A 23,046-nucleotide genomic window follows, 5' to 3' on the forward strand; every position below is an offset into this window, starting at 1 on the left:
ATCTCCGGTGGGTTCCGGGTACCCGGCGAGGTCCGGACTAGCCCTCCGGGAAGGCACGCCGGCCTTCCCGGAAGGCCTCGCTAGGCCTCCAGGAACGCCGTCAGCGCGTTGGCGAGCAGGAACGGGTCGTCGGCGCCGCACAGTTCGCGGACGCTGTGCATCGAGAGGATGGCGACGCCGATGTCGACGGTGCGGATGCCGTGCCGGGCCGCGGTGATCGGGCCGATGGTGGTGCCGCACGGCATGGAGTTGTTGGAGACGAAGGTCTGGAAGGGGGTGCCCGCTTTCTCGCAGGCGGCGGCGAACACCGCGCGGCCCGAACCGTCCGTGGCGTAGCGGTTGTTGACGTTCACCTTGAGGATCGGGCCGCCGTTGACCCGCGGGTGGTGCGTCGGGTCGTGCCGCTCGGCGTAGTTGGGGTGCACGGCGTGGCCGGTGTCGGAGGACAGGCAGACCGAGCCGGCGAGGGCGCGGGCGCGGTCCTCGAGGGAACCTCCGCGTGCGAGGACCGAGCGCTCCAGCACCGAGCCGAGCAGCGGGCCGTCCGCGCCCGTGTCGGACTGGGAGCCGTTCTCCTCGTGGTCGAAGGCGGCCAGCACCGGGATCCGGGTGAGCGCCGCACCGGAGGCCGCGGCGGCCGCCAGGGCGGCGGCGCCCGCGTGCACCGACAGCAGGTTGTCCATGCGCGGGCCGGCCACCAGTTCCCGGTCCCGGCCCAGGTACGCCGGCGGCTCGACGGGGTGCGTCATCAGGTCCCAGCCGGTCACCGAGCCCGCGGTGAGCCCGGCCTCCTGCTCCAGGAAGGCGATCAGGTCGCCGTCGCTCACGTCGTCGCCGAGGCCCCACACCGGCTGCAGGTGCCGCTGCTTGTCCAGCTTGAGTCCCTCGGAGCCGACCGAACGGTCCAGGTGGATGGCGAGCTGGGGCACGCGCAGCAGCGGCCGGTCCACGTTCACGAGGACAGTGGAGCCGTCGCGCAGGGTGAGCCGGCCGGCCAGGCCGAGGTCCCGGTCCAGCCAGGAGTTCAGCAGCGGGCCGCCGTAGATCTCCACGGCGACCTGGCGCCAGCCGTGGGCCGAGCTGTCGGGGCGCGGCTTGATCCGCAGGCTGGGGGAGTCGGTGTGCGCGCCGATGATGTGGAACGGCGTGTGCGGCTCGGCATCCTCGGGGACGTACCAGGCCACGATCGCGCCGCCGCGCAGCACGTACTTGCCGCCGGCCGTCCCGTCCCAGGCGTCCGTCTCGGCGACCTGCCGGAATCCTGCCTTCTCCAGCCGTTCGGCGGTGTTCGCCACGGCGTGGTACGGCGACGGGCCGGCCGCCAGGAAGGACATCAGGTCGTCGGTGTGGCCGCGGTCGAAGCGGGATGCTGCGCTCATGGTGTTCACCTTAACGACGTGCACGGGCCCGCTCCCGGGAAAGGAAGCGGGCCCGTGCGGGAATCGGCGGGGACGTCCGGAACGTCTAGAACGCGGACTCGTCCAGCTCCATCAGGTCCAGCTCGACGCCGGCGGCGACCTTGCGGGCGAGGGTGACGCCCGGCAGGACGTTGGCCGCGAAGAACTTCGCCGCGGCGATCTTGCCGGTGTAGAACGCCTTGTCCTTGGCCGAGGCCGTGGCCAGCTTCTCGGCGGCGATCGCGGCGCCCTTGAGCAGCAGGTAGCCGACGACGACGTCACCGGAGGCCATCAGCAGGCGGGTGGTGTTCAGGCCCACCTTGTAGATGTTCTTGGTGTCCTGCTCGGTGGCGGCGAGGTCGGTCAGCATCAGGCCGACGATCGCCTCCAGCTCCACGGCGGCCTTGGCGAGGTGCTCGCGGGCGCCGGCCAGCTCCTCGCCGCCGGTGCCGAGGGCCAGGAACTTCTTGATGTCCTCGGCGAGGGAGTTCAGTGCGGCGCCCTGGTTGCGGACGATCTTCCGGAAGAAGAAGTCCTGGCCCTGGATCGCCGTGGTGCCCTCGTACAGGGTGTCGATCTTGGAGTCCCGGATGTACTGCTCGATCGGGTACTCCTGCAGGAAGCCGGAGCCGCCGAAGGTCTGCAGCGACTGGGCGAGCTGCTCGTAGCCCTTCTCGGAGCCGTAGCCCTTGACGATCGGCAGGAGCAGGTCGTTCAGGGCGTGCTCGGCGGAGGCGTCCTCGCCGTTCGCCTCCTTGATCTGGATCTCGTCCTGGACCGAGGCGGTGTACAGCACCAGGGCGCGCATGCCCTCCGCGTACGCCTTCTGCGTGATCAGCGAGCGGCGCACGTCGGGGTGGTGGGTGATGGTGACCTTGGGGGCGCTCTTGTCCATGAAGTTCGCCAGGTCCTGGCCCTGGACGCGCTCCTTGGCGTACTCGAGCGCGTTGAGGTAGCCGGTGGACAGCGTGGAGATGGCCTTCGTGCCGACCATCATGCGGGCGAACTCGATGATGCGGAACATCTGGCGGATGCCGTCGTGCCTGTCGCCGATCAGCCAGCCCTTGGCGGGGTGCCGGTCGCCGAAGGTCATCTCGCAGGTGTTGGAGGCCTTGAGGCCCATCTTGTGCTCGACGTTGGTGGCGTAGACGCCGTTGCGCTCGCCCAGCTCGCCGGTCTCGAAGTCGAAGAGGTACTTCGGGACGAGGAAGAGGGACAGGCCCTTGGTGCCGGGGCCGGCGCCCTCGGGGCGGGCGAGGACGTAGTGGAGGATGTTCTCCGACATGTCGTGCTCACCGGAGGTGATGAAGCGCTTCACGCCCTCGATGTGCCAGGAGCCGTCCTCCTGCTGGACCGCCTTGGTGCGGCCGGCGCCCACGTCCGAGCCCGCGTCGGGCTCGGTGAGGACCATGGTGGAGCCCCACTGCTTCTCGGTGGCGACCTTGGCGATGTGCTTCTGGACCTCGTTGCCCTCCTCGAAGAGGATGCCGGCGAACGCGGGGCCGGAGGAGTACATCCACACGGCCGGGTTGGCGCCCAGGATCAGCTCGGCGTAGGCCCAGATGAGGGAGCGGGGCGAGGTGGTGCCGCCGATCTCCTCCGGCAGGCCGAGCCGCCAGTACTCGGAGTCCATGAAGGCCTGGTAGCTCTTCTTGAAGGACGCGGGGACGGGCGCGGTGTTGGTCTCCGGGTCGAAGACGGGCGGGTTGCGGTCGGCGTCGGCGAAGGACTCGGCCAGCTCGTTCTCGGAGAGGCGGGTCAGCTCGTCCAGGACGCTCTTGGCGGTGTCGACGTCCATCTCTTCGAACGGGCCGGTGCCGTACACCTTGTCGCGCCCCAGTACTTCGAAGAGGTTGAACTCGATGTCGCGGAGATTCGGCTTGTAGTGCCCCATGGCGACGGCTCCGTAGAGAGATCGGCGAGGCACTGACTCCTCGCACTAGTTCACGTACCAACAAGTAGTACGCATGATGCTACCCGCCGGTAATAAGAAGCAACCCCCGCCGGTGCAAGTGTGAGGAGGGTCTACTTCGCCATGCCCCTGAGCAGGGCGGCCCGCCGCCCCGCCCGCCCGGTCACGGGGTGACCGCCCGGTATAGACGGTGCTCCGAACGAGTGATGGACGCTGCTCCGAACGGGCGCCCGCGGCGCTACCGCTCCTCGGTACTCTTGCGCCCATGTACGGCTACGACCAGAACGTGGGCGCTCAGCAGCAGTACGCCCCGCCGCAGCAGCAGATGCCCGGCGGTGTCGGCGGGTACGGCCAGCAGCCGCCGCTCTACCCGGAGCCGTCCCCGCCCTCGCTCGCGGACGCGGTGCGCGCGTTCACCACGGGCCAGATGGCCGCCGAGGACTTCCAGCAGATCTTCGCCACCTCGAAGGTGTACTGCCCGCGCGGCGACACCCCCGGCTTCCTGGCCCTGCACAACACCCAGCAGCCGGTGATCCCGATGTTCACCTCCCTCAAGGAGCTGCGCCGGTACGCGGGCAAGGAGTCGAAGTACTTCGTCATCACCGGCTCGGAGGTGATCGACCTGCTGCCGACCGGCTACGGCTTCGTCCTGGACATGGAGGGCGAACACCGCATGGTGTTCGACGCCAAGGCGGTCGAGCAGATGGTCGACTTCGCGATGCGCCGGATGTACGGCGGCGGCTGACCTGTCCCCGTTGCTGCCCACGAGTGGTGGAGCCCGGAGGGAATTCCCTCCGGGCTTTCTCCGTTACGGCTGGCAAGAAGTTCAACGCTCAACTAAAGTGGGCGTACCAAGGAGGTACCCACATCGACGGGATCTTCGACCACCAGGACAGCCAGGGCGGCGGCGGCACCATCACCGACGGCGACACCCAGTGGATGACGGCCGGATCCGGGCTGCTGCACATCGAGGCCCCGCCGGAGCACCTCGTCGTGTCGGGCGGTCTCTTCCACGGCCTGCAGCTGTGGGTGAACCTGCCGGCCAAGGACAAGATGATGGCCCCGCGCTACCAGGACATCCGCGGCCGCAGCGTCCAGCTGCTCACCTCCCCCGACGGCGGCGCGCTGCTGCGCGTCATCGCCGGTGAGCTGGACGGGCACGCCGGTCCCGGGATCACCCACACGCCGATCACCATGGTCCACGCGACGCTCGCCCCGGGCGCCGAGATCACGCTGCCCTGGCGGGAGGACTTCAACGGTCTCGCGTACGTCCTGGCCGGCCGCGGCAGCGTCGGTGCCGAGCGCCGTCCGGTCCGCGTCGGGCAGACCGCCGTCTTCGGCGCCGGATCCTCGCTGACCGTCCGCGCGGACGAGAAGCAGGACTCGCACACGCCGGACCTGGAGGTCGTGCTGCTGGGCGGGCAGCCGATCCGCGAGCCGATGGCCCACTACGGCCCGTTCGTGATGAACACCAAGGAAGAACTCATGCAGGCCTTCGAGGACTTCCAGAAGGGCCGCCTCGGCACGGTCCCCGCCGTGCACGGCATGACGGAGAGCGGCCCGCAGGGCTGACGTCCGGCGGACGGGTTCACCCGCGCGGCCGCACGCGGCAGGACAGCCGTACCGGGCTCGTGGTCGGCTGGACGCGTGCAGCTGCTGCCCGAGCCCGTCCGCCGACTCGCCGCGTGGTGTGCCGTGCTGCTGCTGGCCGCCGGCGTCGGCTGGGTCGCCGTCGAGCTCTGCTCGGTGCTGCGCACCGCCGTCGTGCCGGTGCTGCTCGCCCTCCTCGGCACCGCCCTGCTCGGGCCGCTGTACCGGCGGCTCGTGCGGGCCGGGGTGCAGCCGTCGCTCGCGGCCGGGCTCACCTGCGTCGCGGTCGTGGCCGTCGTCGGCGGTGCCGTCTACATCATCGTCGCCGCGCTCATCGACACCGGCGACCAGATCGTCGCCTCGCTCCGGCAGGCGGCCATGGCCGTCGCCCGGCACTTCGGGGCCGCCGGCACCGGTCTCGACGACCTCGCCGCCCACGCGCGCGAGCTGCTGGGCAGGTTCGGCGGGACGGCCGCGTCCAACGTCATCAGCGGCGTCAGCGTCGTCGGCGAGTACATCGCCATGGCCGTGCTCGCGCTGCTGCTCGTCTTCTTCTTCCTGCGCGACTCCGGCCGGGCCGTACGGGCCCTGCGCGACGTCGCGCCCGGCGGCACGGCCGACCTCCTGGAGGCCATCGCCCGCCGCGCCTTCCGGGCCGTCGAGGGCTTCATGCGCGGGACCACCCTCATCGCCCTCATCGACGCCGTCTGCATCACCGTCGGCCTGCTGATCCTCCAGGTGCCCGGTGCGGTCGGCCTGGGGGCGCTCGTCTTCGTCGGCGCGTACATCCCCTACCTCGGGGCCTTCCTCTCCGGCGCGGTGTCGGTGCTGGTCGCCCTGGCCGACCGGGGCTTCGTCATCGCGCTGTGGGCGCTCGGGGTGGTGCTGGCGGTGCAGGTGCTGGAGGGGCACGTGCTGCAGCCGGTGATCCAGAGCCGGACGGTGCAGATGCACCCGGCCGTGGTGCTGCTGGCCATCGCCGCCGGCGCCTCGGTCGCCGGCATCGTCGGCATGCTGCTCGCGGTCCCGCTGACCGCGGCCGCCTTCGCGATCGCGCACGAGCTGCGGGCGCGTCAGGCGGAGTCCGGGCCCTTGGGCGGACCGGCCGGGCCGCCCGCCTCGTAGAGCTGGAACCAGATGCTCTTGCCCTTGCCCCGCGGGCTGACGCCCCACGTGTCCGCGAGGAGTTCGATCAGCATCAGACCGCGGCCGGAGGAGGCCAGTTCGCCCGGACGGCGCTTGTGCGGCAGGTCGTCGCCCACGTCGGTGACCTCCACCCGCAGCCGGCGCCCGTCCCCGTTCCCGTTCCCGTTCCCGTTCCCGGTCACCTCCGCCACCAGCAGCGCGTCGGTGTCGGTGTGGACGAGGACGTTGGTGACCATCTCGGAGACCAGCAGCACCGCCGAGTCGACCTGTTCGGCGGAGGCCCAGTCGTGCAGCAGCTCGCGCAGGTGCTGGCGGGCCTCGGCGATCCGCTCCGGCTCGTCCTGCGCCACCGACATCAGCGTGCGCCGCACCTTGGGCCAGGCCGGCCCGCGGCCCTCCGCCGGCCGGTACAGCAGCACCAGCGCGATGTCGTCCTCGCGGCGGTCGGCCAGCCGGCCGGTGGTGTAGTGGGAGGTCGGGCCGTGCACCCCCTGCACCAGCGCGTCGGCCAGCGTCTCCACATCGCCGTGGTGCGCCTCGAGGATCCTGCGCAGCCGCCGCCAGCCGCTCTCCATGTCGTGGCCGCCGGTCTCGATCAAACCGTCGGTGCACAGCATCATCGTCTCGCCCGGTTCCAGGGCGAACCGTGTCGTCGGGTAGTCCGCGGCGGGGTCGACGCCGAGCGGCAGCCCGCCCGCCGTCGGCCGCATCAGCACCGTGCCGTCGGCCATCCGGATCGCCGGGTCCGGGTGCCCGGCGCGGGCGATCTCCAGCATGCCGGTCGCCGGGTCGGCCTCCACGTACACGCAGGTCGCGAAGCGGAGGTCGGCCGGCTGCTCGTCCCCGGAGCCGTAGACCACGCCGTGCAGGAAGCGGGAGGCGCGGGAGAGGACCGCGTCCGGCCGGTGTCCCTCGGAGGCGTAGGCGCGCAGGGCGATCCGCAGCTGGCCCATGAGGCCGGCCGCGCGGACGTCGTGGCCCTGGACGTCGCCGATGACCATCGCGAAGCGGCCGGAGGGCAGCGGGATCATGTCGTACCAGTCGCCGCCGACCTGCAGGCCGCCGCCGGTCGGGATGTACCGGGCGGCCACCTGTATCCCCGGGATCTCCGGGCCCAGCGACGGCAGCATGGAGCGCTGCAGGCCCTCCGCCAGCTCCCGTTCGGTCTCGGCGGCGCTGGCCCGGGTCAGCGCCTGGGCGAGCATCCGGGCGACCGTCGTCAGGACCGCGCGCTCGTCCGGGGTGAAGGCCACGGGATAGGTGAAGGCCGCCACCCAGACGCCCATGGTCCGTCCGGCGGCCGTCAGCGGCAGGAACGCCCACGAGCGGCGCCCCCGGTCCCGGGTGAGCGGCCAGGCGACCGGGTAGCGGTTCTGGTACTCCCGGGGCGTGGTGAGGTAGACCGCCCGGCCGGTGCGGACGACCTCGGCGGCCGGGTAGTCCGTGGTCAGCGGCATGTCGGAGAAGGGGGTGTCCTGACCGGGCTGGTGCCCGTGGTGGCCGATGAGCGTCAGCCGGTCGCCCTCCACTCCGTAGACCGCCAGCCCGTCCGGGGTGAACCCGGGCATCGACAGGCTGGCCGCCATCCGCAGCACCTCCTGCGTCGACCGCGCCTCGGCCAGCGCCCGGCCCGCGTCCAGCAGGAACGCCTCGCGCGAGCGCCGCCAGTCGCCGGTGACCGCGTTGCGGGCCGCCGCCGTGCCCGGGACGGGCTCGGTGACCTGCTGGAGGGTGCCGATCAGCTCGTAGGACCGCCGCTCGGGGTCGAAGGACGGCTTGGAGCGGCTGCGGACGACCCGGACCACCCGGCCCTGCTCGTCGACGATGCGGACCCGCACCTCGGCGAGCGTGCCCTCGTCGACGGCCAGCGGCACGACCCCGACGATCTCGTTCCAGTCCACCGGGTGGAGCCGGGCCCGCGTCTCGGCCTCGGTGAGCGTGGTCCGGCGCGCGGGCAGCCCGAGCAGCCGTGCCGCCTCCGGATCCACGGTGACCAGACCGGAGGCGGTGTCCCAGTGCCACAGTCCGGTCGCGAGGGCGGCGAGGACGTCGCCGACGGACGGCAGGGGCTCGCCTGTGCGCATTGCCCCACTTTAAGAAGATTCGACGGATGCCTGCCACCCTGAACGCGCAGGCCGTAATGATGGGGAGCCGAGCTTGGGGTGCCCGGTACCCTTGATGGGTCCGGGCCCCGTGCCCGTTCCCGCCGGTCCGTGAAGCCGGCGGGAGTGAACCCCACCACGAAGGACGATGAACGACGATGCATCGGTACAGGTCCCACACCTGCGGCCAGCTCCGCGCCTCTGACGTCGGCACCGACGTCCGGCTGAGCGGCTGGCTGCACAATCGGCGCGACCTGGGCGGCATCCTCTTCATCGATCTGCGCGACCACTACGGCATCACGCAGCTGGTCGCCCGCCCCGGCACGCCCGCGTACGAGGCCCTGGACAAGATCTCCAAGGAGTCCACGGTCCGCGTCGACGGCCAGGTTGTTTCACGTGGAACCGAGAACGTGAACGCCGACCTGCCCACCGGTGAGATCGAGGTAGAGGTCTCCGAGGTCGAACTGCTCGGCGCCGCCGCCCCGCTGCCGTTCACGATCAACGCCGAGGACGGGGTCAACGAGGAGCGGCGCCTGGAGTACCGCTTCCTGGACCTGCGCCGTGAGCGCATGCACCGCAACATCATGCTGCGCACGGCCGTGATCTCCGCGATCCGGCACAAGATGGCGGCGATGGGCTTCAACGAGATGGCGACGCCCATCCTCTCCGCCACCTCCCCCGAGGGCGCCCGCGACTACGTGGTCCCCTCCCGGGTCCACCCGGGCAAGTTCTACGCGCTGCCCCAGGCCCCGCAGCAGTTCAAGCAGCTGCTGATGATCTCCGGCTTCGACCGCTACTTCCAGATCGCGCCCTGCTTCCGCGACGAGGACGCCCGCGCGGACCGCTCGCCGGGCGAGTTCTACCAGCTCGACGTGGAGATGTCCTTCGTCGAGCAGGAGGACGTCTTCCAGCCGATCGAGAAGCTGATGACGGAGCTCTTCGAGGAGTTCGGCGGCGGCCGCCACGTCACCTCCCCCTTCCCGCGCATCCCGTTCCGCGAGGCGATGCTCAAGTACGGCTCGGACAAGCCGGACCTGCGCGCCAAGCTGGAGCTGGTGGACATCACCGACGTCTTCGAGGGCTCGGAGTTCAAGGCCTTCGCCGGCAAGCACGTGCGCGCGCTGCCGGTGCCGGACGTCTCCGCGCAGCCCCGCAAGTTCTTCGACCAGCTCGGTGACTACGCCGTCGAGCAGGGCGCCAAGGGCCTGGCCTGGGTGCGCGTGGCCGAGGACGGCTCGCTGTCCGGCCCGATCGCGAAGTTCCTCACCGAGGCGAACGTCGCGGAGCTGACCAAGCGCCTGTCCCTGGCCCCCGGCCACGCCGTCTTCTTCGGCGCGGGCGAGTACGACGAGGTCTCGAAGATCATGGGCGCGGTCCGTGTCGAGGCCGCCAAGCGGGCCGGCCAGTTCGAGGACGGTGTCTTCCGCTTCTGCTGGATCGTCGACTTCCCGATGTACGAGAAGGACGAGGAGACCGGCGCGATCGACTTCTCGCACAACCCCTTCTCGATGCCGCAGGGCGGCCTGGAGGCCCTGGAGACCCAGGACCCGCTGGACATCCTCGGCTGGCAGTACGACATCGTCTGCAACGGCGTCGAGCTGTCCTCCGGCGCGATCCGGAACCACGAGCCGGACATCATGCTCAAGGCCTTCGAGATCGCGGGCTACGACCGCGAGACCGTCGAGGACAAGTTCGCCGGCATGCTTCGCGCGTTCCGCTTCGGCGCCCCGCCGCACGGCGGCATCGCCCCCGGCGTGGACCGCATCGTCATGCTCCTCGCGGACGAGCCCAACATCCGCGAGACGATCTCCTTCCCGCTCAACGGCAACGCCCAGGACCTGATGATGGGCGCCCCGACCGAGCTGGACGAGTCCCGCCTGCGGGAGCTGCACCTGAACGTCCGCAAGCCGCAGCCGAAGTAGTACACGCGCCGTTTCCCACTACGGCCGGAGGGCGGCCCCGCCGGGGGGCCGCCCTCTTCCCTGTCGTACCGGGAGTCCCTGTCGTACCGAAAGCCGCTGTCGTACCGAGACTTCCCTGCCGTACCGAGACTTCCCTGCCGTACTGAGAGTTCCCTGTCGTACTGAGAGTTCTTCCGGACCCAGTCGAAGGAGTGCGCGTTGCCCGCTCGCATACTCGTGGCCGAGGACGACGTGAAACAGGCGCAGCTCATCCGGATCTACCTGGAACGGGAGGGCCACGACGTCCAGGTCGTGGCCGACGGACGCTCGGCGATCGACCGCGCCCGCGCCTCCCGGCCGGACCTGATCGTCCTCGACGTGATGATGCCGCACGTCGACGGGCTCGACGTCTGCCGCATCCTGCGCATGGACTCCCGGGTGCCGATCCTGCTGCTGACCGCCCGCAGCACCGAGGAGGACCTGCTGCTCGGCCTCGACCTCGGTGCCGACGACTACATGACCAAGCCGTACAGCCCCCGGGAACTGACCGCCCGGGTAAGGGCGCTGCTGCGCCGGGCACGCGCCGCCGGGGACGAACGGCCCCCCGTGTTCACGGTAGGCGACCTGGAGATCGACACCGCGCGCTTCGAGGTGCGGGCGGCCGGCGATCCGGTGTCGCTCACCGGCAAGGAGTTCGCGATCCTGGCCGTGCTCGCGGGTGAGCCGGGGCGCGCGTTCACCCGGGCGCAGATCATCGACAGGGTCTTCGGGTTCGACCAGAACGTGCTGGAGCGGACCGTGGACGCCCACGTGATGAACCTGCGCAGGAAACTGGAGCGGGGCCGCGGCGGTGTCCGGTACGTGGAGACCGTCTACGGGCGGGGATACCGGCTGGCGGCACAGCCGTCCGCGGCGCCGGGAGGCGGGACGCGGTGAGTTTCCGGCTGCGGGTGCTGGCCATGCTGGCGCTCATCGCGCTGACCGCCACGGGAGCCACCGCCTGGCTGACGTTACGCCAGGTCAGCGGTCAGGCAAGGGACTCGGTGACCGCGGGACGCCAGGACGCGGCGCGGATCACCGGAGCCCTGCGGGCGTACGGCTTCCAGCACGGCACCTGGGAGGGCCTCGCCCCCACCGTGCGGGAGCTCGCGGCGGACACCGGGCAGCGCATCCGGGTCAGCACCGAGACGGACAACACCCTCCTCGCGGATTCCGACAGCCTCGCCGGGCGCGCGCCTCGCCCGGCCGGCGGGCAGCCGCCCGTCCTCGTCGACCCGCGCCCCCGGCTGCGACTGCCGGAGACCTCCGTGCGACTCGCCTCGGTCAAACGGACGGTGACCGCGATCGCCGACTACCGCTCCGCCGTCGCCTACGCCGCCTGCCTCACCCGCGCCGGAGCGAAGGTCACCGCCCGGGCCGGCCGGACGGGCATCCCCCGGATCACCGCCGACCGGCACCCGGACCGGTGCGTCCCGGCCGAACCCGGCGCCGACCCCGCGGCGGGACAGGACCACACCGCCGCCTCCCGGTGCTCAGGCGAACAGCGGCTCACCGCCTGCCTGCAGCGGGTCTTCGACGAACGGACGGCCACCGTCGCACCGCCCCGCCTCCAGGTGCGGCTCGGCTACCGGGGCGAGGCTCCGGCCGGCCTCGCCGCCGCGCCCACGGTGGCGGTCGCCTCCGGCGTGGCCCTCGTCGCCGTCCTCGGCGCGCTGCTGCTCAGCCGGGCGGTGCTGCGGCCGGTACGGGCCCTGACCTCGGCCGCCCGGGACCTCGGCGAGGGCGAACTGGAACGGCGGGTGCCCGCCTCCGGGCGGGACGAGATGGCCGAGCTGGGCCGGGCGTTCAACCGCATGGCCCACTCGCTCCAGGCCGCCGAGGAACGACAGCGCCGGCTCACCGCCGACATCGCCCACGAACTGCGCACCCCGCTCGCCAATCTGCGCGGCTATCTGGAGGCGTTGCGGGACGGCGTGGTCGAACCGACCCCCGCACTGCTCCACTCCCTCCACGAGGAGGCGATGCTGCAGCAGCGGATCGTCGACGACCTGCAGGACCTGGCGCTGGCCGAGGCGGGCGCGCTCACCTACCACCGGTCGGCCGTGGACCTCGGCGACCTGCTGGAGGCCGGCCGCACCGCCCACCTCGCCCAGGCGGAGGCCGCGGGCGTGACGCTGCGCACGGAGGCGCCCACGCCGGTGCGGGTCCACGCCGACGCCGACCGGCTGCGGCAGGTCGTCGGCAACCTGGTCGGCAACGCGCTGCGGGCCACCGCCCCCGGAGGGACGGTGACCCTGTCCGTCACGCGCGTGGGCGACGCGGCGGTGCTCCGGGTGCGGGACACCGGCAAGGGGATCCCCCCGGAACAGCTGTCCCACCTCTTCGACCGCTTCTGGCGGGCGGACGCCGCGCGCGGCCGGGCCACGGGAGGCAGCGGCCTCGGCCTCGCGATCGCCCGCCAGATCGTCACCGACCACGGCGGCACGATCGAGGTGGCGAGCCAGGTGGGCACGGGGACGACGTTCACTGTGACGCTGGCGGCGACGGCGTGAGACGGGCGCCGGCGGGCCGATGGCTGGCTGGCCACGGGGCCTGCCGGCCGGCAGGCCCCGTGGCCGTCAGGCGGTTCACTGCCCCGCCAGCGCCTCGGTCGGGGCCAGGCGGCCCGCCCGGACCGCCGGGTACAGGCCCGCCAGCGCTCCGATGAGGAGCGTGACGGCGACGCCCGCCGCCGTCGCCCAGACCGGAACCTCGGTGGGCCAGCCCCGCACGGACGCGAAGACCGCGGTGATCGCCGTGCCCAGCACCGTGCCGCCCAGCCCGCCCAGTGCCGACAGCAGCAGTGACTCCGAGACGAACTGGCCCCGGATCTGCCCGCTCGTCGCGCCCAGCGCCCGCCGCAGCCCGATCTCCGGCCGGCGCTCCAGCACCGAGATCACCATGGTGTTGCCCACCCCGACCCCGCCGACCAGCAGGGCCACCGAACCCAGGCCCAGCAGCAGCCCGGTCAGCGTCGACTCGGTGGCCTCCCGGGCGGCCAGCGCGTCGGACGGCCGGGAGACCAGCACGGCGTTCGGCTTCTCGGGATTGGCGGTCGCCGCGAGCACCGACCGCACCTGGCTCACGCGGTCGTCACGGGCGCGCACGTACACCGTCGACGGATGGCCGTCGAAGCCCAGGTACCGCCGGGCCGCCTGCCAGCCGACCAGCGCCGAGCCGTCGATCTCCGGAGCGAGCGGCACCGGCTTCAGCACACCGACCAGGGAGAACCACTTGCCGCCCAGCCACAGCCGGGTCCCCGGCTCGCGGACGTCGAGCCGGCGGGCGGCCTGCGCGCCCAGCACCACCGCCGGGTACTCCTGAGTCGTCTCGGTCAGCCACCGCCCGGTCCGCACCTCGCCGCCGACCGCGGGCAGCAGCCGGGCCCCGGCCGCGGCCACCTCCACGCTGCCGGTGCGCCCCACCGGTATGTGCTCGTTGCGGTAGACCGCAGCGCCCTTTATCTCGCCGGTCGCCGCGACCTCACGCACCGGACCGATCCGCCGGATCATCGGCGCCGCCTCCCGGGGCAGCCGGGTCGCCGTGCCGTCCGGGGTCCGGCCGGGAGCGACCCGCAGCATGTTGGTGCCCAGCGCGTCCAGCCGGCGGTCCACCTCCGCCCGGCTGGAGGAGGAGATGCCCACCACGGCGACCATCGCGGCCACTCCGATCGCGATCCCCAGCGCGGACAGGAAGACGCGCAGCGGCCGGGTGCGCAGCCCGGTGCCGCCGAGCCGTACGAAATCGGCGGGCCGCAGCCGGGCCGGCCGGAGCGTTCCCGCACCGGGAGTGGTTCCCGCCCTCATCGTCGGCCCCCCGTGTCCGCCGCCCTCGTGTGTGGCCCGCCGCTGCCGCTGTCGGCCACGACGCGCCCGTCCCTCATCTCCACCCGGCGGTCGAAGACCTCGGCCATCTCCCGGTCGTGCGTGATGACGACGACCGTGGTGCCGGCCGTGTGCAGCTCCCGCAGCAGGGCCAGCACCGCCGCTCCGGACGCCGAGTCGAGGTTGCCGGTCGGTTCGTCGGCGAGCAGCAGTGCAGGTTCGCCGACCACCGCGCGGGCGACCGCGGCGCGCTGCCGCTCGCCGCCGGAGAGCTGGTGCGGGAGGTGGCCGAGCCGGTGGTCGAGCCCGACGCGGGCCAGCGCCCGCGCGGCCCGGCGTCTGCGCTCCCGCAGCGGGACCCCGGCGTACAGCAGCCCGTCGGCGACCGTGTCGAGGACGGGCACTCCGACGGCGAGGTGGAACTGCTGGAACACGAACCCGATGCGCTGCGCGCGCAGCGCGGACAGCTCCCGGTCGGAGAGATCGGCGGCCTCGTACCCGTCGATGACGACGCGCCCGGCGGACGGCCTGTCGAGGGTGCCCATCAGGTGCAGCATGCTCGACTTGCCCGAGCCGGACGGGCCGACGATGCAGGCCAGTTCGCCGTGGTGGACGGTCAGGTCGACGTCCGCCACGGCGACGACGCCTCCCGGGTACGTCTTGGAGACGCCCGCGAACTCGACGACCGGGGTGGCGGGCGCGGCCGGTATCACCTGGGAATCCTCACCTTCATGCCCTCGCGCACGCCGGGGCCGCTGACCTCCACCTTGCCGCCCGCGAACAGACCCGTCCGCACGGGGACGAAGCGGCTCTTGCCACCGGGGTCCCCGCCCCGGGCGCCGCTTCGGGAGCCGTCGTCGGCGAGTTCCAAGGCGTAGCCGCCCTCGGCGAGCGCGGTCAGCGCGGCGACGGGGACGGCCAGGACGTCCTTGCGCTGCTCGCGTGCGTAGCGGACGGTGACCGGGCCGCTCTGCAGCCGGCCCAGGGATTCCTGGCCGTCGAAGGTGATCACGACCGACACCGTGGCGGACTTGCCGCCCGCACCACCGCCCGTGCCCCCGTCCGTCCCGCCGCCGGCTCCCGACCCGCCGTCGCCGCCGTCGCCGGTCCCGGACGCCGACGAGGCGTCGGAGCCCAGGCTGGCCACGGTGCCCCGGGCCGACCGCCCGTCGGGGAGGTCCACTGTGACCCGGTTGCCGCGCCGCGCCCAGTCCGTGTCGGCGGCGGGAGCGTCGACGGTCACCATGCGGGAGGTGCTGGTGTAACTGACCTGGCCCCCGGCGGCCTCGTCGCCGACGCGGGCGCTGGTGCCCGCGACACGGACCGGACCGGGCGCGTACACGACGTCACCGGCGCCGACCCGGCCGGTCTGCGGCAGCCCGAGGTCCTTCTGCCAGCGTTCGACCGCGTGCGCCGTCAGGTCGGTGTAGGACTCGTCGACGGTGAAGCCCGAGTAGCCGAGCGCGCTGAGGTTGCTCTCGAACTGCTTGACGTCCATCCCGCGCAGGGGAGCCGCCGCGCCGGCGGCCGGTCCGGAGGCCGGTTCCGAGGCGGGCGGGCTGGGCGAGGCCGGTGACCTGCCGTCCGTGCCACCGTCCACGCCACCGCCCGTCCCGCCGCCGTCACCGTCGCCGGTGGTGTGGCCGGCCGTACGCCCGGACCGCACGACTCCCAGGTCCCGGTACATCGGCAGACTGCCGTACAGCAGCACCACCGGCCGGTCGTCGGCCCGCATGACGGTCTGACCGCGCCGCAGGGTCGTACCGGTGGCCGGCAGCCAGGTCACCGTGCCCTTCGCCTTGACGGGGAAGGGGACCTGGGGGCCGTGGTCGAGCTGCCCCTCGACCTCCGTCTGGTCGGTGAGGGTGGTCCGGGTGACGCGCACGTCCTGGCTGCTGCGGCCTGGTGCCGAGTCGTCGTCCGAACCGCCGTCCCCGCCGAGCCCGAGGGCGCCGACGACGCTGACGCCGGCCACGACGAGGACGCCGGCCGAGAGGAGAGCGGTCCTGTGCCGGCGCCGTCCGGCCCGCCGCCCCGGGCCGGCCCTCCTGCCCGGGTCGCCCGGTCCACCCAGGGCGTCCGGTTCGCCCGGGTCGACTGGTTCGCCCGGGTGGCCCGGGCGCTCGTGGCGTTCCGCCTCCGCCCCGGGCTCGTGCTCCTGGTCGTTCATGAGGTCCACCGCACCGTCCCCGTCAGCCCTGGGCCGACGGCGCGTCGGTGGGAACGCCGATGATGGAGGCGCACGTGCGTGTGGCCCGCTTGGCACCCGTGGACGTGGAGTCCCACGTGACGTCCCGGAAGTGGCCGCCGGAGTCGGTGTCCGGGAAGTCGGGCGCGCCGTGCTCCTGCATGCACTTGGCGTACTTCTGGTTCTTGCGGATCTCCGCCTCGGACAGTTCCGGCTGCTGCGCCTTCTCGACGCTGTCCGGTACGGGCACGCTGAGGTTCGCGCACTTCTCCTGTGCCTTGAGAGCCGTCGAGTCGCGCTTCCACTTGGACTGGTCGCCGAGGTCCACCTTGCCCTGGGCGTCGGGGTCGGGCGCGTCGAGCCCGGCGTCGCGCAGGCACTTGACCCACTTGCGCTGCGCGTCGACGTACTCGGTCAGCTCGCTCGACGCCTTCTCGGAGCCGGCGCCCGTCTTGCCGCCTCCGGCCGAGGCGACCTCGCCGCCGTCGTCCCCGTCACCGCCGCAGCCCGCGGTGCCCACCAGTGCCGCCGCCGCCACTCCGGCCAGCCAGGTCCGTGCTCCGAACCGCCGCCGCGCATTCGTTCCCATGGGTTTACCGGGCTCCTTCACACCGTCGCCGCCCGGTCCGGTCCGGCCGGGCGGCGACGAATGTAGGACCGCGGTCATGAAGGACCCATGAAGAAGCCGTCAAGAACTCTTGGGCGGTGCGAGCCGGACGCCCGGCGGCCGGGACCGGCGGGCGTCACCAGCCGGTGCTGTCGGTGCCGTCCTTGCCGTCCTTGCCGTCATAGCCGTCAGTGCCGTCAGCGTCGGCACCGGTCTCCTCGTCGTCCGGGGAGGCACCGTCCTCCAGCAGGCGTTCGGCGATGTCGTCGGACCAGTGCTGGGCCCAGACCCGCAGGGCGGCCAGCCGCGGCTCGTCCAGGCCGTACCGCAGGAACTCGCGGTCGGCGTAGAAGTCGGTGCCGGTGAGCCGGGACTGCAGGGTGGGCAGGTCGAAGGGGTCGTGGGCGTGCCGGCGGCCCAGTTCCTCCAGGCCGGGCAGGGAGAAGCGGGTGGCGGCCGCCTGCGCGTCGATGAGGTCGACGGCGGCGCCCCGGTCGTACAGGGCCCGGATCTTGGTGCCGACGGCGTCCTCCAGGGACAGGGCCGGGCCGTACTCGGTGAGTTCAGGCGGCTGCCAGAAGGCCTCCTTGTGCAGGGCGAGGACGCAGGGCTCGCCGGTCGGCGGGTCGGTGACGGTCAACTGCGCGGTGAGGACGCTGACGGGGCCGGGACGCACCTGCCGGCCGCGCGCCTCCAGCGCCGCGCCGACGGCACCGGCGATCCGGTCCATGGCCTCGGAACTCTCCGTGGCGAAGTCGAGGTTGGCGTGCGGGCGCGGCGGCAGACCGTGCGCCTGGAGGGCGTATCCACCGGCGAGCACCAGCCCGTAGGGGCTGCCCGCCGTGACGACGTCCGCGAGGAGCCGCCGATGGGGTTCGGGGAGGTTCACGGCATGCGTACTCTGCCAGATCCGGGGGGCGGCTCGCCGTCCGCGCCGCCGTGTTGGAGGAAATCCGCACGCGCACGGCAACCTCTGCACCCGCGGCGGCCACTGATGGTCCGTGAGGAATGTTCAGCAGACCCCTAAGGACTCCTCCGTGGCAGCTCCCTCCCACCCCGGTCCCTCCGCAAGCGGCGCACCCTCGCCGTGTCCGCCGCCGTCGTGGCCGCGGGTGTCGGCGCCGCCGACCTGTACCATCAGACGCTGTCCGCCAAGGACGGCTGGGCGTCCTCCGGCACGGGGACCACCGGCGGCACGAAGGCCGACTCCGCGCACACCTTCACCGCTCAGCGGCGACGGCACCGGCTCGGTCGCGGGCAGCGGCAACCTCGTCAACGGCACCGCGACGGACCTCGTGGCCGCCTACAACGCCGCGAGCTCCAAGAAGCTGAAGACGACGGTCAACTGGACGCCTTCCCTGACCGCCGGCCTGGAGAACTCCGCGGCGAACCTCCCGACGACGCTGGCGACGACGACAGGGGCGGGCGTCCTGAACTGACACCCCTACCGATCACGATGGTGCCCGCGGGTCAGGCTTCGCCCTGATCCGCGGTGGCCCTCGTGTCCTCGGTGAAGAGGTCGTCGACGCTCTCCACGTGGGGTGTCCGGTCCAGCCAACGGTTGAGGAGATCGAGATCGGTGCAGTGGGCGATGCGGTCCCGGGCTGCGTCGGTTACGGAAATACCCCGTGCTTCGAGAAAGCGAAGAATGGCCTTGGCCTCGCCCCTGGCCTCCCCTTCGGCTTGGCCTTCCAGGTAGGTCTCCTCCAGCAAGGTGCCCCGACCGGGGAAGAAGTTGGTGAAACTCATCAGCTTTCTCCATGTCTGTCGGGCCGGAGTGTCTCCCAGGCCGATCTCCAGCAGGCCGCTGAAGTACATGGCGGTCTGCGGGTCTGTCTCCCGCAGGGCGCCGAGCAGGGCCTCCAGTATCGCTGGGACCTCCGGATTCCTGCTATGCGTGATGGCGGAGAACGTCGCCATCGCCAGGCCCCGGGCAGCCGTTCGCCGGTCGGTGATCATCGGTACGTTGTCCGGGCTCAGGACCAGGGGATGGGTGCTGTGAGTGGTCCAGCCTCGCACCTCACAGATGAATGGTCCGGTCGCCCACAGCGCCGTACCCCGATCGGTGCAGGTGACGAGGAGTAGCACCGGGAGGCGGAACTTCTCGTGCAGATAGGCCACGTAGTACGACCAGCTCGTCGCCTTGCGGTTGTCGCGCCGGCCCTGCGTCTCGATGGCGAGAAGGAAGGCATCCCCATCGGACGGTTCGACACGCAGGACGGTGCCACACGCCGTTCCAGAGGCTGAATCTCCGTCACGTCGGCGCTGAGTACCGACACCGATGCCTTGGCGGACATCGGGACTCCGAGGAGGTCGAAGACGGGGGTGAGCAGCTCCGGCCTGTCCTGGAATATCCGGTGAGATGCCTCGTGGGTGGATGTGACCATGTGGTCAACGTAGAGGGATCTAGAGCCGGGGCGTGGCGCGAACGAAATGATTCACTCGTTCGGGTATGGGAGAAACGTTCACGCCTTCTCGGCTGGTGCCCGCATACGCGCAGGGACCTGGAAACGTCGTGTTTCCGGGTCCCTGTCGTTCCGTCGGCGGGTTACGCGGTCGGTGTCATCCCTCTTCGCCGCCGAAGCGCTCCTTGTACGTCCCCAGGTCCTCGTCCGTGAGCTTGGCGAAGAGGACCGGCGGGACGGTGAAGGGGGTGCCGGCGGGAACGGCGGAGAGGGACTTCGCCTCGGCCGCCGTGACCCACGTCGCCGTGTCGTCCTCAAGCGAGAACGCTGCGCGCATGATCGCCGCGGTGGCCGGGATGAGGGGCTTCGAGACCACCGCGTACAGGTGGATCAGGTTCATCGCCGTGCGCAGGGTGAGGGCCGCGCCGTCCTTGTCGGTCTTGATCTCCAGCCAGGGGGCCTTCTCCTCCAGGTAGGAGTTGCCCGCCGACCACAGTGCGCGCAGGGCGGCGGCCGCCTTGCGGAACTGGAGGGCCTCCATCTGCTCCTCGTACTCCGCCAGCAGGCGTGCGATCTCCTCGCCGAGCTTTGCCTCGGCCTCGCCCGGCTCGCCGCCGGCGGGCACGTCGTCGCCGAAGCGCTTGCGGGAAAAGGAGAGTACGCGGTTGACGAAGTTGCCGAGGGTGTCGGCGAGGTCCTTGTTGACCGTGGCGGTGAAGTGCTCCCAGGTGAAGGACGAGTCGTCCGACTCGGGGGCGTTGGCGATCAGGAAGTAGCGCCAGTAGTCGGCGGGCAGGATGCCCAGGGCCTGGTCGGTGAAGACGCCCCGCTTCTGCGAGGTCGAGAACTTGCCGCCGTAGTACGTCAGCCAGTTGAAGGCCTTGACGTAGTCGACCTTCTTCCACGGCTCGCGGACGCCCAGCTCGGTGGCCGGGAACATCACGGTGTGGAACGGGACGTTGTCCTTGGCCATGAACTCCGTGTAGCGGACCTTGGTGTCCACGTCGTACCACCACGACTTCCAGTCGCGGTTCTCCGGGTCCTGGTCCGCCCACTCCTTCGTCGCGCCGATGTACTCGATCGGGGCGTCGAACCAGACGTAGAAGACCTTGCCCTCGGCCGCCAACTCCGGCCAGGTGTCCGCGGGCACGGGAACGCCCCAGTCGAGGTCACGGGTGATCGCGCGGTCGTGCAGGCCTTCGTTCAGCCACTTGCGGGCGATGGAGGAGGCGAGCTGCGGCCAGTCGTCCTCGTGCCGGGCGACCCACTGCTCGACCTCGTGCTGCAGCTTCGACTGCAGCAGGAAAAGGTGCTTGGTCTCACGGACCTCCAGGTCCGTGGAGCCGGAGATCGCCGAGCGCGGGTTGATCAGGTCGGTCGGGTCCAGCACGCGGGTGCAGTTCTCGCACTGGTCACCGCGGGCCTTGTCGTAGCCGCAGTGGGGGCAGGTGCCCTCGACGTAGCGGTCCGGGAGGAAGCGGCCGTCGGCGGGGCTGTACACCTGGCGGATGGCGCGCTCTTCGATGAAGCCGTTCTCGTTGAGCTTGCGGGCGAAGTGCTGGGTGATGTCCCGGTTCTCCGCGGAAGAGCTGCGGCCGAAGTAGTCGAAGGCCAGCGCGAAGCCGTCGTAGACCGCCTTCTGGGCGTCGTGCGCCTGGGCGCAGAACTCGGCCACGTCGAGTCCCTGCTCCTTGGCGGCCAGCTCCGCGGGGGTGCCGTGCTCGTCCGTGGCGCAGATGTACAGGACGTCGTGGCCGCGCTGGCGGAGGTACCGGGAGTACACGTCCGCCGGGAGCATGGACCCCACCATGTTGCCCAGGTGCTTGATCCCGTTGATGTACGGAAGGGCGCTGGTGATGAGGTGTCGAGCCATTGGCGGCTGCTCCCAGGTCGCTGAGTGTACGAACCTTGAAATCGTAGCCGACATGTGTATGCCGTCCGCCTCCCGTTTTGCGGGGTGAGAAGCGGACGGCATCCGGCGGAGCGGGCGGTTCCGTAAGGCGCTTACGCCCTGTTACGGGCGCCAGACGGCCAGTACGCCCTCGTACAGCTCCGTGTCCGTCAGCTCGCGGGGGGTGGGGCCCGCGTGGAAGAAGGACGTGTTGCCGGTCTTCAGTCTGCGGAGGTAGTCGAAGGCCTTGTTGTCGTGCTCGCCGAAGGCGACGAAGGAGAAGAAGACCTCGGGGTGGTTCTTCGCGGCCTCGGTGAGGGACTGGGTCGCGGGGGTCTTGGCGTCGGGGGCGCCGTCCGTCTGGAAGATCACCAGGGTGGGGGCGCCGGCTCCGTCATTCTTCTGCCGGTGGTCGAGGACGGCTTCCACGGCGGCGTGGTAGCTGGTCCGGCCCATGCGGCCGAGGCCGGCGTGGACGTCGTCGATCTTCGTCTCGTGGTCCGGGGCGAGGATGAGGTCGGTGGTGCCGTCGACCTCCGTGGAGAAGAAGACGACGTGCACCGTGGCCTGCGGGTCCAGGTGGGCGGCGAGGGCGAGGGCCTGGTCGGCGAGGGCCTGGGCGGAGCCGTCCTTGTAGTACGGGCGCATGCTCGCGGAACGGTCCAGCACGAGGTAGAGCTTCGCCCGGGTGCCGGTGAGGTCCGTCTTCTTGAGGGTGGCCGTGGCGGCCTTGTAGGCGGTGGCGAGGGAGGGAGTGCGGGACTTGACCTTGGTGAGGGGGGTGGCCGGCTTCGGGTTGTCGTCGGTGGCGCCGATGGGCGCCGACTCGGCCTTCGCCTCGGTTTTGCCTTCGGCGTCCGCCGGTTCCGTGGTCTCCTCGACCGCGTCCGGCTCCGCCGCCGGCTGGGCCTTCGCCCCGGCTTCGCCTTCGGCGTCCGGGTTCCCACCGGCACCACCCGTGCCGGTCTCGTGGTCGGGTGCGGGTGGCCCCTGAGGGGCCTCCTCGCCGTCGGCGGCCGCCGGCTCGGTGGTCTCCTCGACCGAGGTCTCCTCCGGCTCCGCCGCCGTCTCGGCCTGCTCCTCCGCCTTCGGAGCGGCCTCGCCCTCGGGCTCCCCGGGCTTCTCCCCGGTGGCGGGGGCCTCCGGGCTCGTATCAGCCGTCGTCGTCGCCTCGGGCGCGGTCTGCGCCTCGGGCGCCGCTTCCCCCTCGGCCGCGGTCGCCGCTTCGGCCTCCGCTTCCGCCGTCGGGACCTCGGCCTCCGCTGCCGCCTGGTCCTCGGTCTCCGCGTCGGCTTCCGCAGCAGCCGCCGTCTCGGCCTCGGGCGCCGTCTCCGGCTTCGTCGCCGTCTCGGCTGCGGGTGCCGTCTGGGCCTCGGGGGCGGCCTCGGCCTCGGCCTCGGGTGCCGTCTCGGCTTCGGGCGCCGACTCCGGCTTCGTCGCCGTCTCGGCTTCGGGTGCCGTCTGGGCCTCCGGGGCGGCCTCGGCCTCAGGTGCCGATTCGGCCTCCGGGGCGGCCTCCGCTTCGGCTTCCGGCTTCGCCGCGGGCGCCGCTTCCGGCTCCGCGAGCCGGTTCGGGTCCGTCGGGTGCGGGACGCGGACGCTGTCGAAGGCCGCTGTCACCAGGTCGTGTTCGTCGGGGGCCGCCTGACGGGGCTCCGGGATCTCGGCGACCTCGGGGATGCGGGGCTCGGCCGACTGCTGGGGGACCGCCGCGGTGGGGGCGGGGCACTCCGTGGGCACCGTGGGTTCCGGGCTCGGGGTGTCCCCGGTGCGGGGCTCGGCAAGAGTGATCTCCGGGATCGGCGTCTCGTCGGCCGGGGGTGCCGGTTCAGTGGTCCGGGGCTCCGGGGTGGAGGGCTGCGTGGGAAGTCGGTCCGCACCCTCCGCCTCGGTGGCTCGTGACTTGCGTGAGCGGCCGAATGCGTTCCGCAGGAGAGTGAGAATGCCCATTTCGCAACCCTTCGCGTGAGTTGGTGCCCGTCGATCGCTGGCCAGGACGGACACGTAAGGTTAGCGAAGCGGTCCGGGAGGGGACGCGATCGAC

16 protein-coding genes and 2 pseudogenes are annotated in these 23,046 nt (G+C 71.9%); 7 read left to right on the plus strand and 11 right to left on the minus strand.

The annotated features are described in order from the left end of the window. Positions 1 to 80: 80 nt before the first annotated feature. Together IE177_RS16830 and IE177_RS16835 are read right to left on the minus strand one after the other, a co-directional pair. A complete protein-coding gene (locus IE177_RS16830; RefSeq protein ID WP_190016150.1) occupies positions 81 to 1,379 on the minus strand; it encodes a M18 family aminopeptidase in 1,299 nt (432 codons plus the stop codon). Positions 1,380 to 1,464: 85 nt separating this feature from the next. Next, positions 1,465 to 3,291: an acyl-CoA dehydrogenase gene (locus IE177_RS16835; RefSeq protein ID WP_190016151.1), complete on the minus strand. Its 1,827-nt coding sequence runs from the start codon at positions 3,289 to 3,291 to the stop codon at positions 1,465 to 1,467. A 283-nt stretch (positions 3,292 to 3,574) separates the two neighbouring features. On the opposite strand from IE177_RS16835, the gene IE177_RS16840 reads away from it, so the two are divergent. The 3 genes and pseudogenes from IE177_RS16840 (at position 3,575) to IE177_RS16850 (ending at position 6,024) form a co-directional block, all read left to right on the plus strand. Further along, positions 3,575 to 4,054: an SseB family protein gene (locus tag IE177_RS16840; protein WP_190016152.1), complete on the plus strand. Its 480-nt coding sequence runs from the start codon at positions 3,575 to 3,577 to the stop codon at positions 4,052 to 4,054. A 122-nt stretch (positions 4,055 to 4,176) separates the two neighbouring features. Beyond that, a pseudogene (locus tag IE177_RS16845) lies at positions 4,177 to 4,881 on the plus strand (pirin family protein); the annotation flags it as partial. A 75-nt stretch (positions 4,882 to 4,956) separates the two neighbouring features. Continuing rightward, entirely contained in the window at positions 4,957 to 6,024 is a 1,068-nt protein-coding gene (locus IE177_RS16850) for an AI-2E family transporter (RefSeq protein ID WP_190016153.1), read from the plus strand. Here the strand turns inward: IE177_RS16850 and IE177_RS16855 are convergent. Continuing rightward, a complete protein-coding gene (locus tag IE177_RS16855; protein ID WP_190016154.1) occupies positions 5,973 to 8,129 on the minus strand; it encodes an ATP-binding SpoIIE family protein phosphatase in 2,157 nt (718 codons plus the stop codon). The genes IE177_RS16850 and IE177_RS16855 overlap by 52 nt on opposite strands. A 176-nt stretch (positions 8,130 to 8,305) precedes the next feature. On the opposite strand from IE177_RS16855, the gene aspS reads away from it, so the two are divergent. The 3 genes from aspS (at position 8,306) to IE177_RS16870 (ending at position 12,600) form a co-directional block, all read left to right on the plus strand. Next, on the plus strand, positions 8,306 to 10,069 hold the full coding sequence (gene aspS / locus IE177_RS16860) for an aspartate--tRNA ligase (protein ID WP_190016155.1): 1,764 nt from the start codon (positions 8,306 to 8,308) through the stop codon (positions 10,067 to 10,069). A gap of 198 nt (positions 10,070 to 10,267) precedes the next feature. Next, positions 10,268 to 10,984, plus strand: coding sequence for a response regulator transcription factor (locus tag IE177_RS16865; protein ID WP_190016156.1), 717 nt, complete (start codon positions 10,268 to 10,270; stop codon positions 10,982 to 10,984). Next, a complete protein-coding gene (locus tag IE177_RS16870; protein ID WP_190016157.1) occupies positions 10,981 to 12,600 on the plus strand; it encodes an ATP-binding protein in 1,620 nt (539 codons plus the stop codon). Before IE177_RS16865 ends, IE177_RS16870 begins: the two co-directional genes overlap by 4 nt. A 75-nt stretch (positions 12,601 to 12,675) precedes the next feature. On the opposite strand, the gene IE177_RS16875 is transcribed toward IE177_RS16870, so the two are convergent. The 5 genes from IE177_RS16875 to IE177_RS16895 form a co-directional block, all read right to left on the minus strand. After that, entirely contained in the window at positions 12,676 to 13,893 is a 1,218-nt protein-coding gene (locus tag IE177_RS16875; protein WP_190016158.1) for an ABC transporter permease, read from the minus strand. Beyond that, positions 13,890 to 14,624: an ABC transporter ATP-binding protein gene (locus IE177_RS16880; protein WP_373305100.1), complete on the minus strand. Its 735-nt coding sequence runs from the start codon at positions 14,622 to 14,624 to the stop codon at positions 13,890 to 13,892. Before IE177_RS16880 ends, IE177_RS16875 begins: the two co-directional genes overlap by 4 nt. After that, entirely contained in the window at positions 14,621 to 16,081 is a 1,461-nt protein-coding gene (locus tag IE177_RS16885; protein ID WP_190016159.1) for a peptidoglycan-binding protein, read from the minus strand. The genes IE177_RS16880 and IE177_RS16885 overlap by 4 nt, the downstream gene beginning before the upstream one ends. 22 nt (positions 16,082 to 16,103) lie before the next feature. Further along, on the minus strand, positions 16,104 to 16,688 hold the full coding sequence (locus IE177_RS16890; RefSeq protein WP_190016160.1) for a hypothetical protein: 585 nt from the start codon (positions 16,686 to 16,688) through the stop codon (positions 16,104 to 16,106). 154 nt (positions 16,689 to 16,842) lie between these two features. Further along, positions 16,843 to 17,595, minus strand: a complete 753-nt coding sequence (locus tag IE177_RS16895; RefSeq protein WP_190016161.1) for a nucleotidyl transferase AbiEii/AbiGii toxin family protein — start codon at positions 17,593 to 17,595, stop codon at positions 16,843 to 16,845. Between the two features lie 337 nt (positions 17,596 to 17,932). Here IE177_RS16895 and IE177_RS16900 point away from each other — a divergent pair. After that, positions 17,933 to 18,145 (plus strand): annotated as a pseudogene (locus IE177_RS16900) (pectate lyase family protein); the annotation flags it as partial. 31 nt (positions 18,146 to 18,176) lie between these two features. Here the strand turns inward: IE177_RS16900 and IE177_RS16905 are convergent. From IE177_RS16905 to IE177_RS16915, 3 genes are all read right to left on the minus strand, one after another. Beyond that, a complete protein-coding gene (locus IE177_RS16905) occupies positions 18,177 to 18,827 on the minus strand; it encodes a hypothetical protein (protein WP_308431561.1) in 651 nt (216 codons plus the stop codon). A 441-nt stretch (positions 18,828 to 19,268) separates the two neighbouring features. Continuing rightward, a complete protein-coding gene (gene metG / locus IE177_RS16910; RefSeq protein ID WP_190016162.1) occupies positions 19,269 to 20,984 on the minus strand; it encodes a methionine--tRNA ligase in 1,716 nt (571 codons plus the stop codon). Between the two features lie 141 nt (positions 20,985 to 21,125). Then, positions 21,126 to 22,952 carry a VWA domain-containing protein gene (locus IE177_RS16915; protein WP_190016163.1) on the minus strand — a complete coding sequence of 609 codons (1,827 nt, stop codon included), beginning with the start codon at positions 22,950 to 22,952 and terminating at the stop codon, positions 21,126 to 21,128. Between the last annotated feature and the right edge of the window lie 94 nt (positions 22,953 to 23,046).

The sequence above is a fragment of the Streptomyces lucensis JCM 4490 genome, assembly GCF_014650035.1.
Lineage (GTDB): Bacteria > Actinomycetota > Actinomycetes > Streptomycetales > Streptomycetaceae > Streptomyces > Streptomyces lucensis.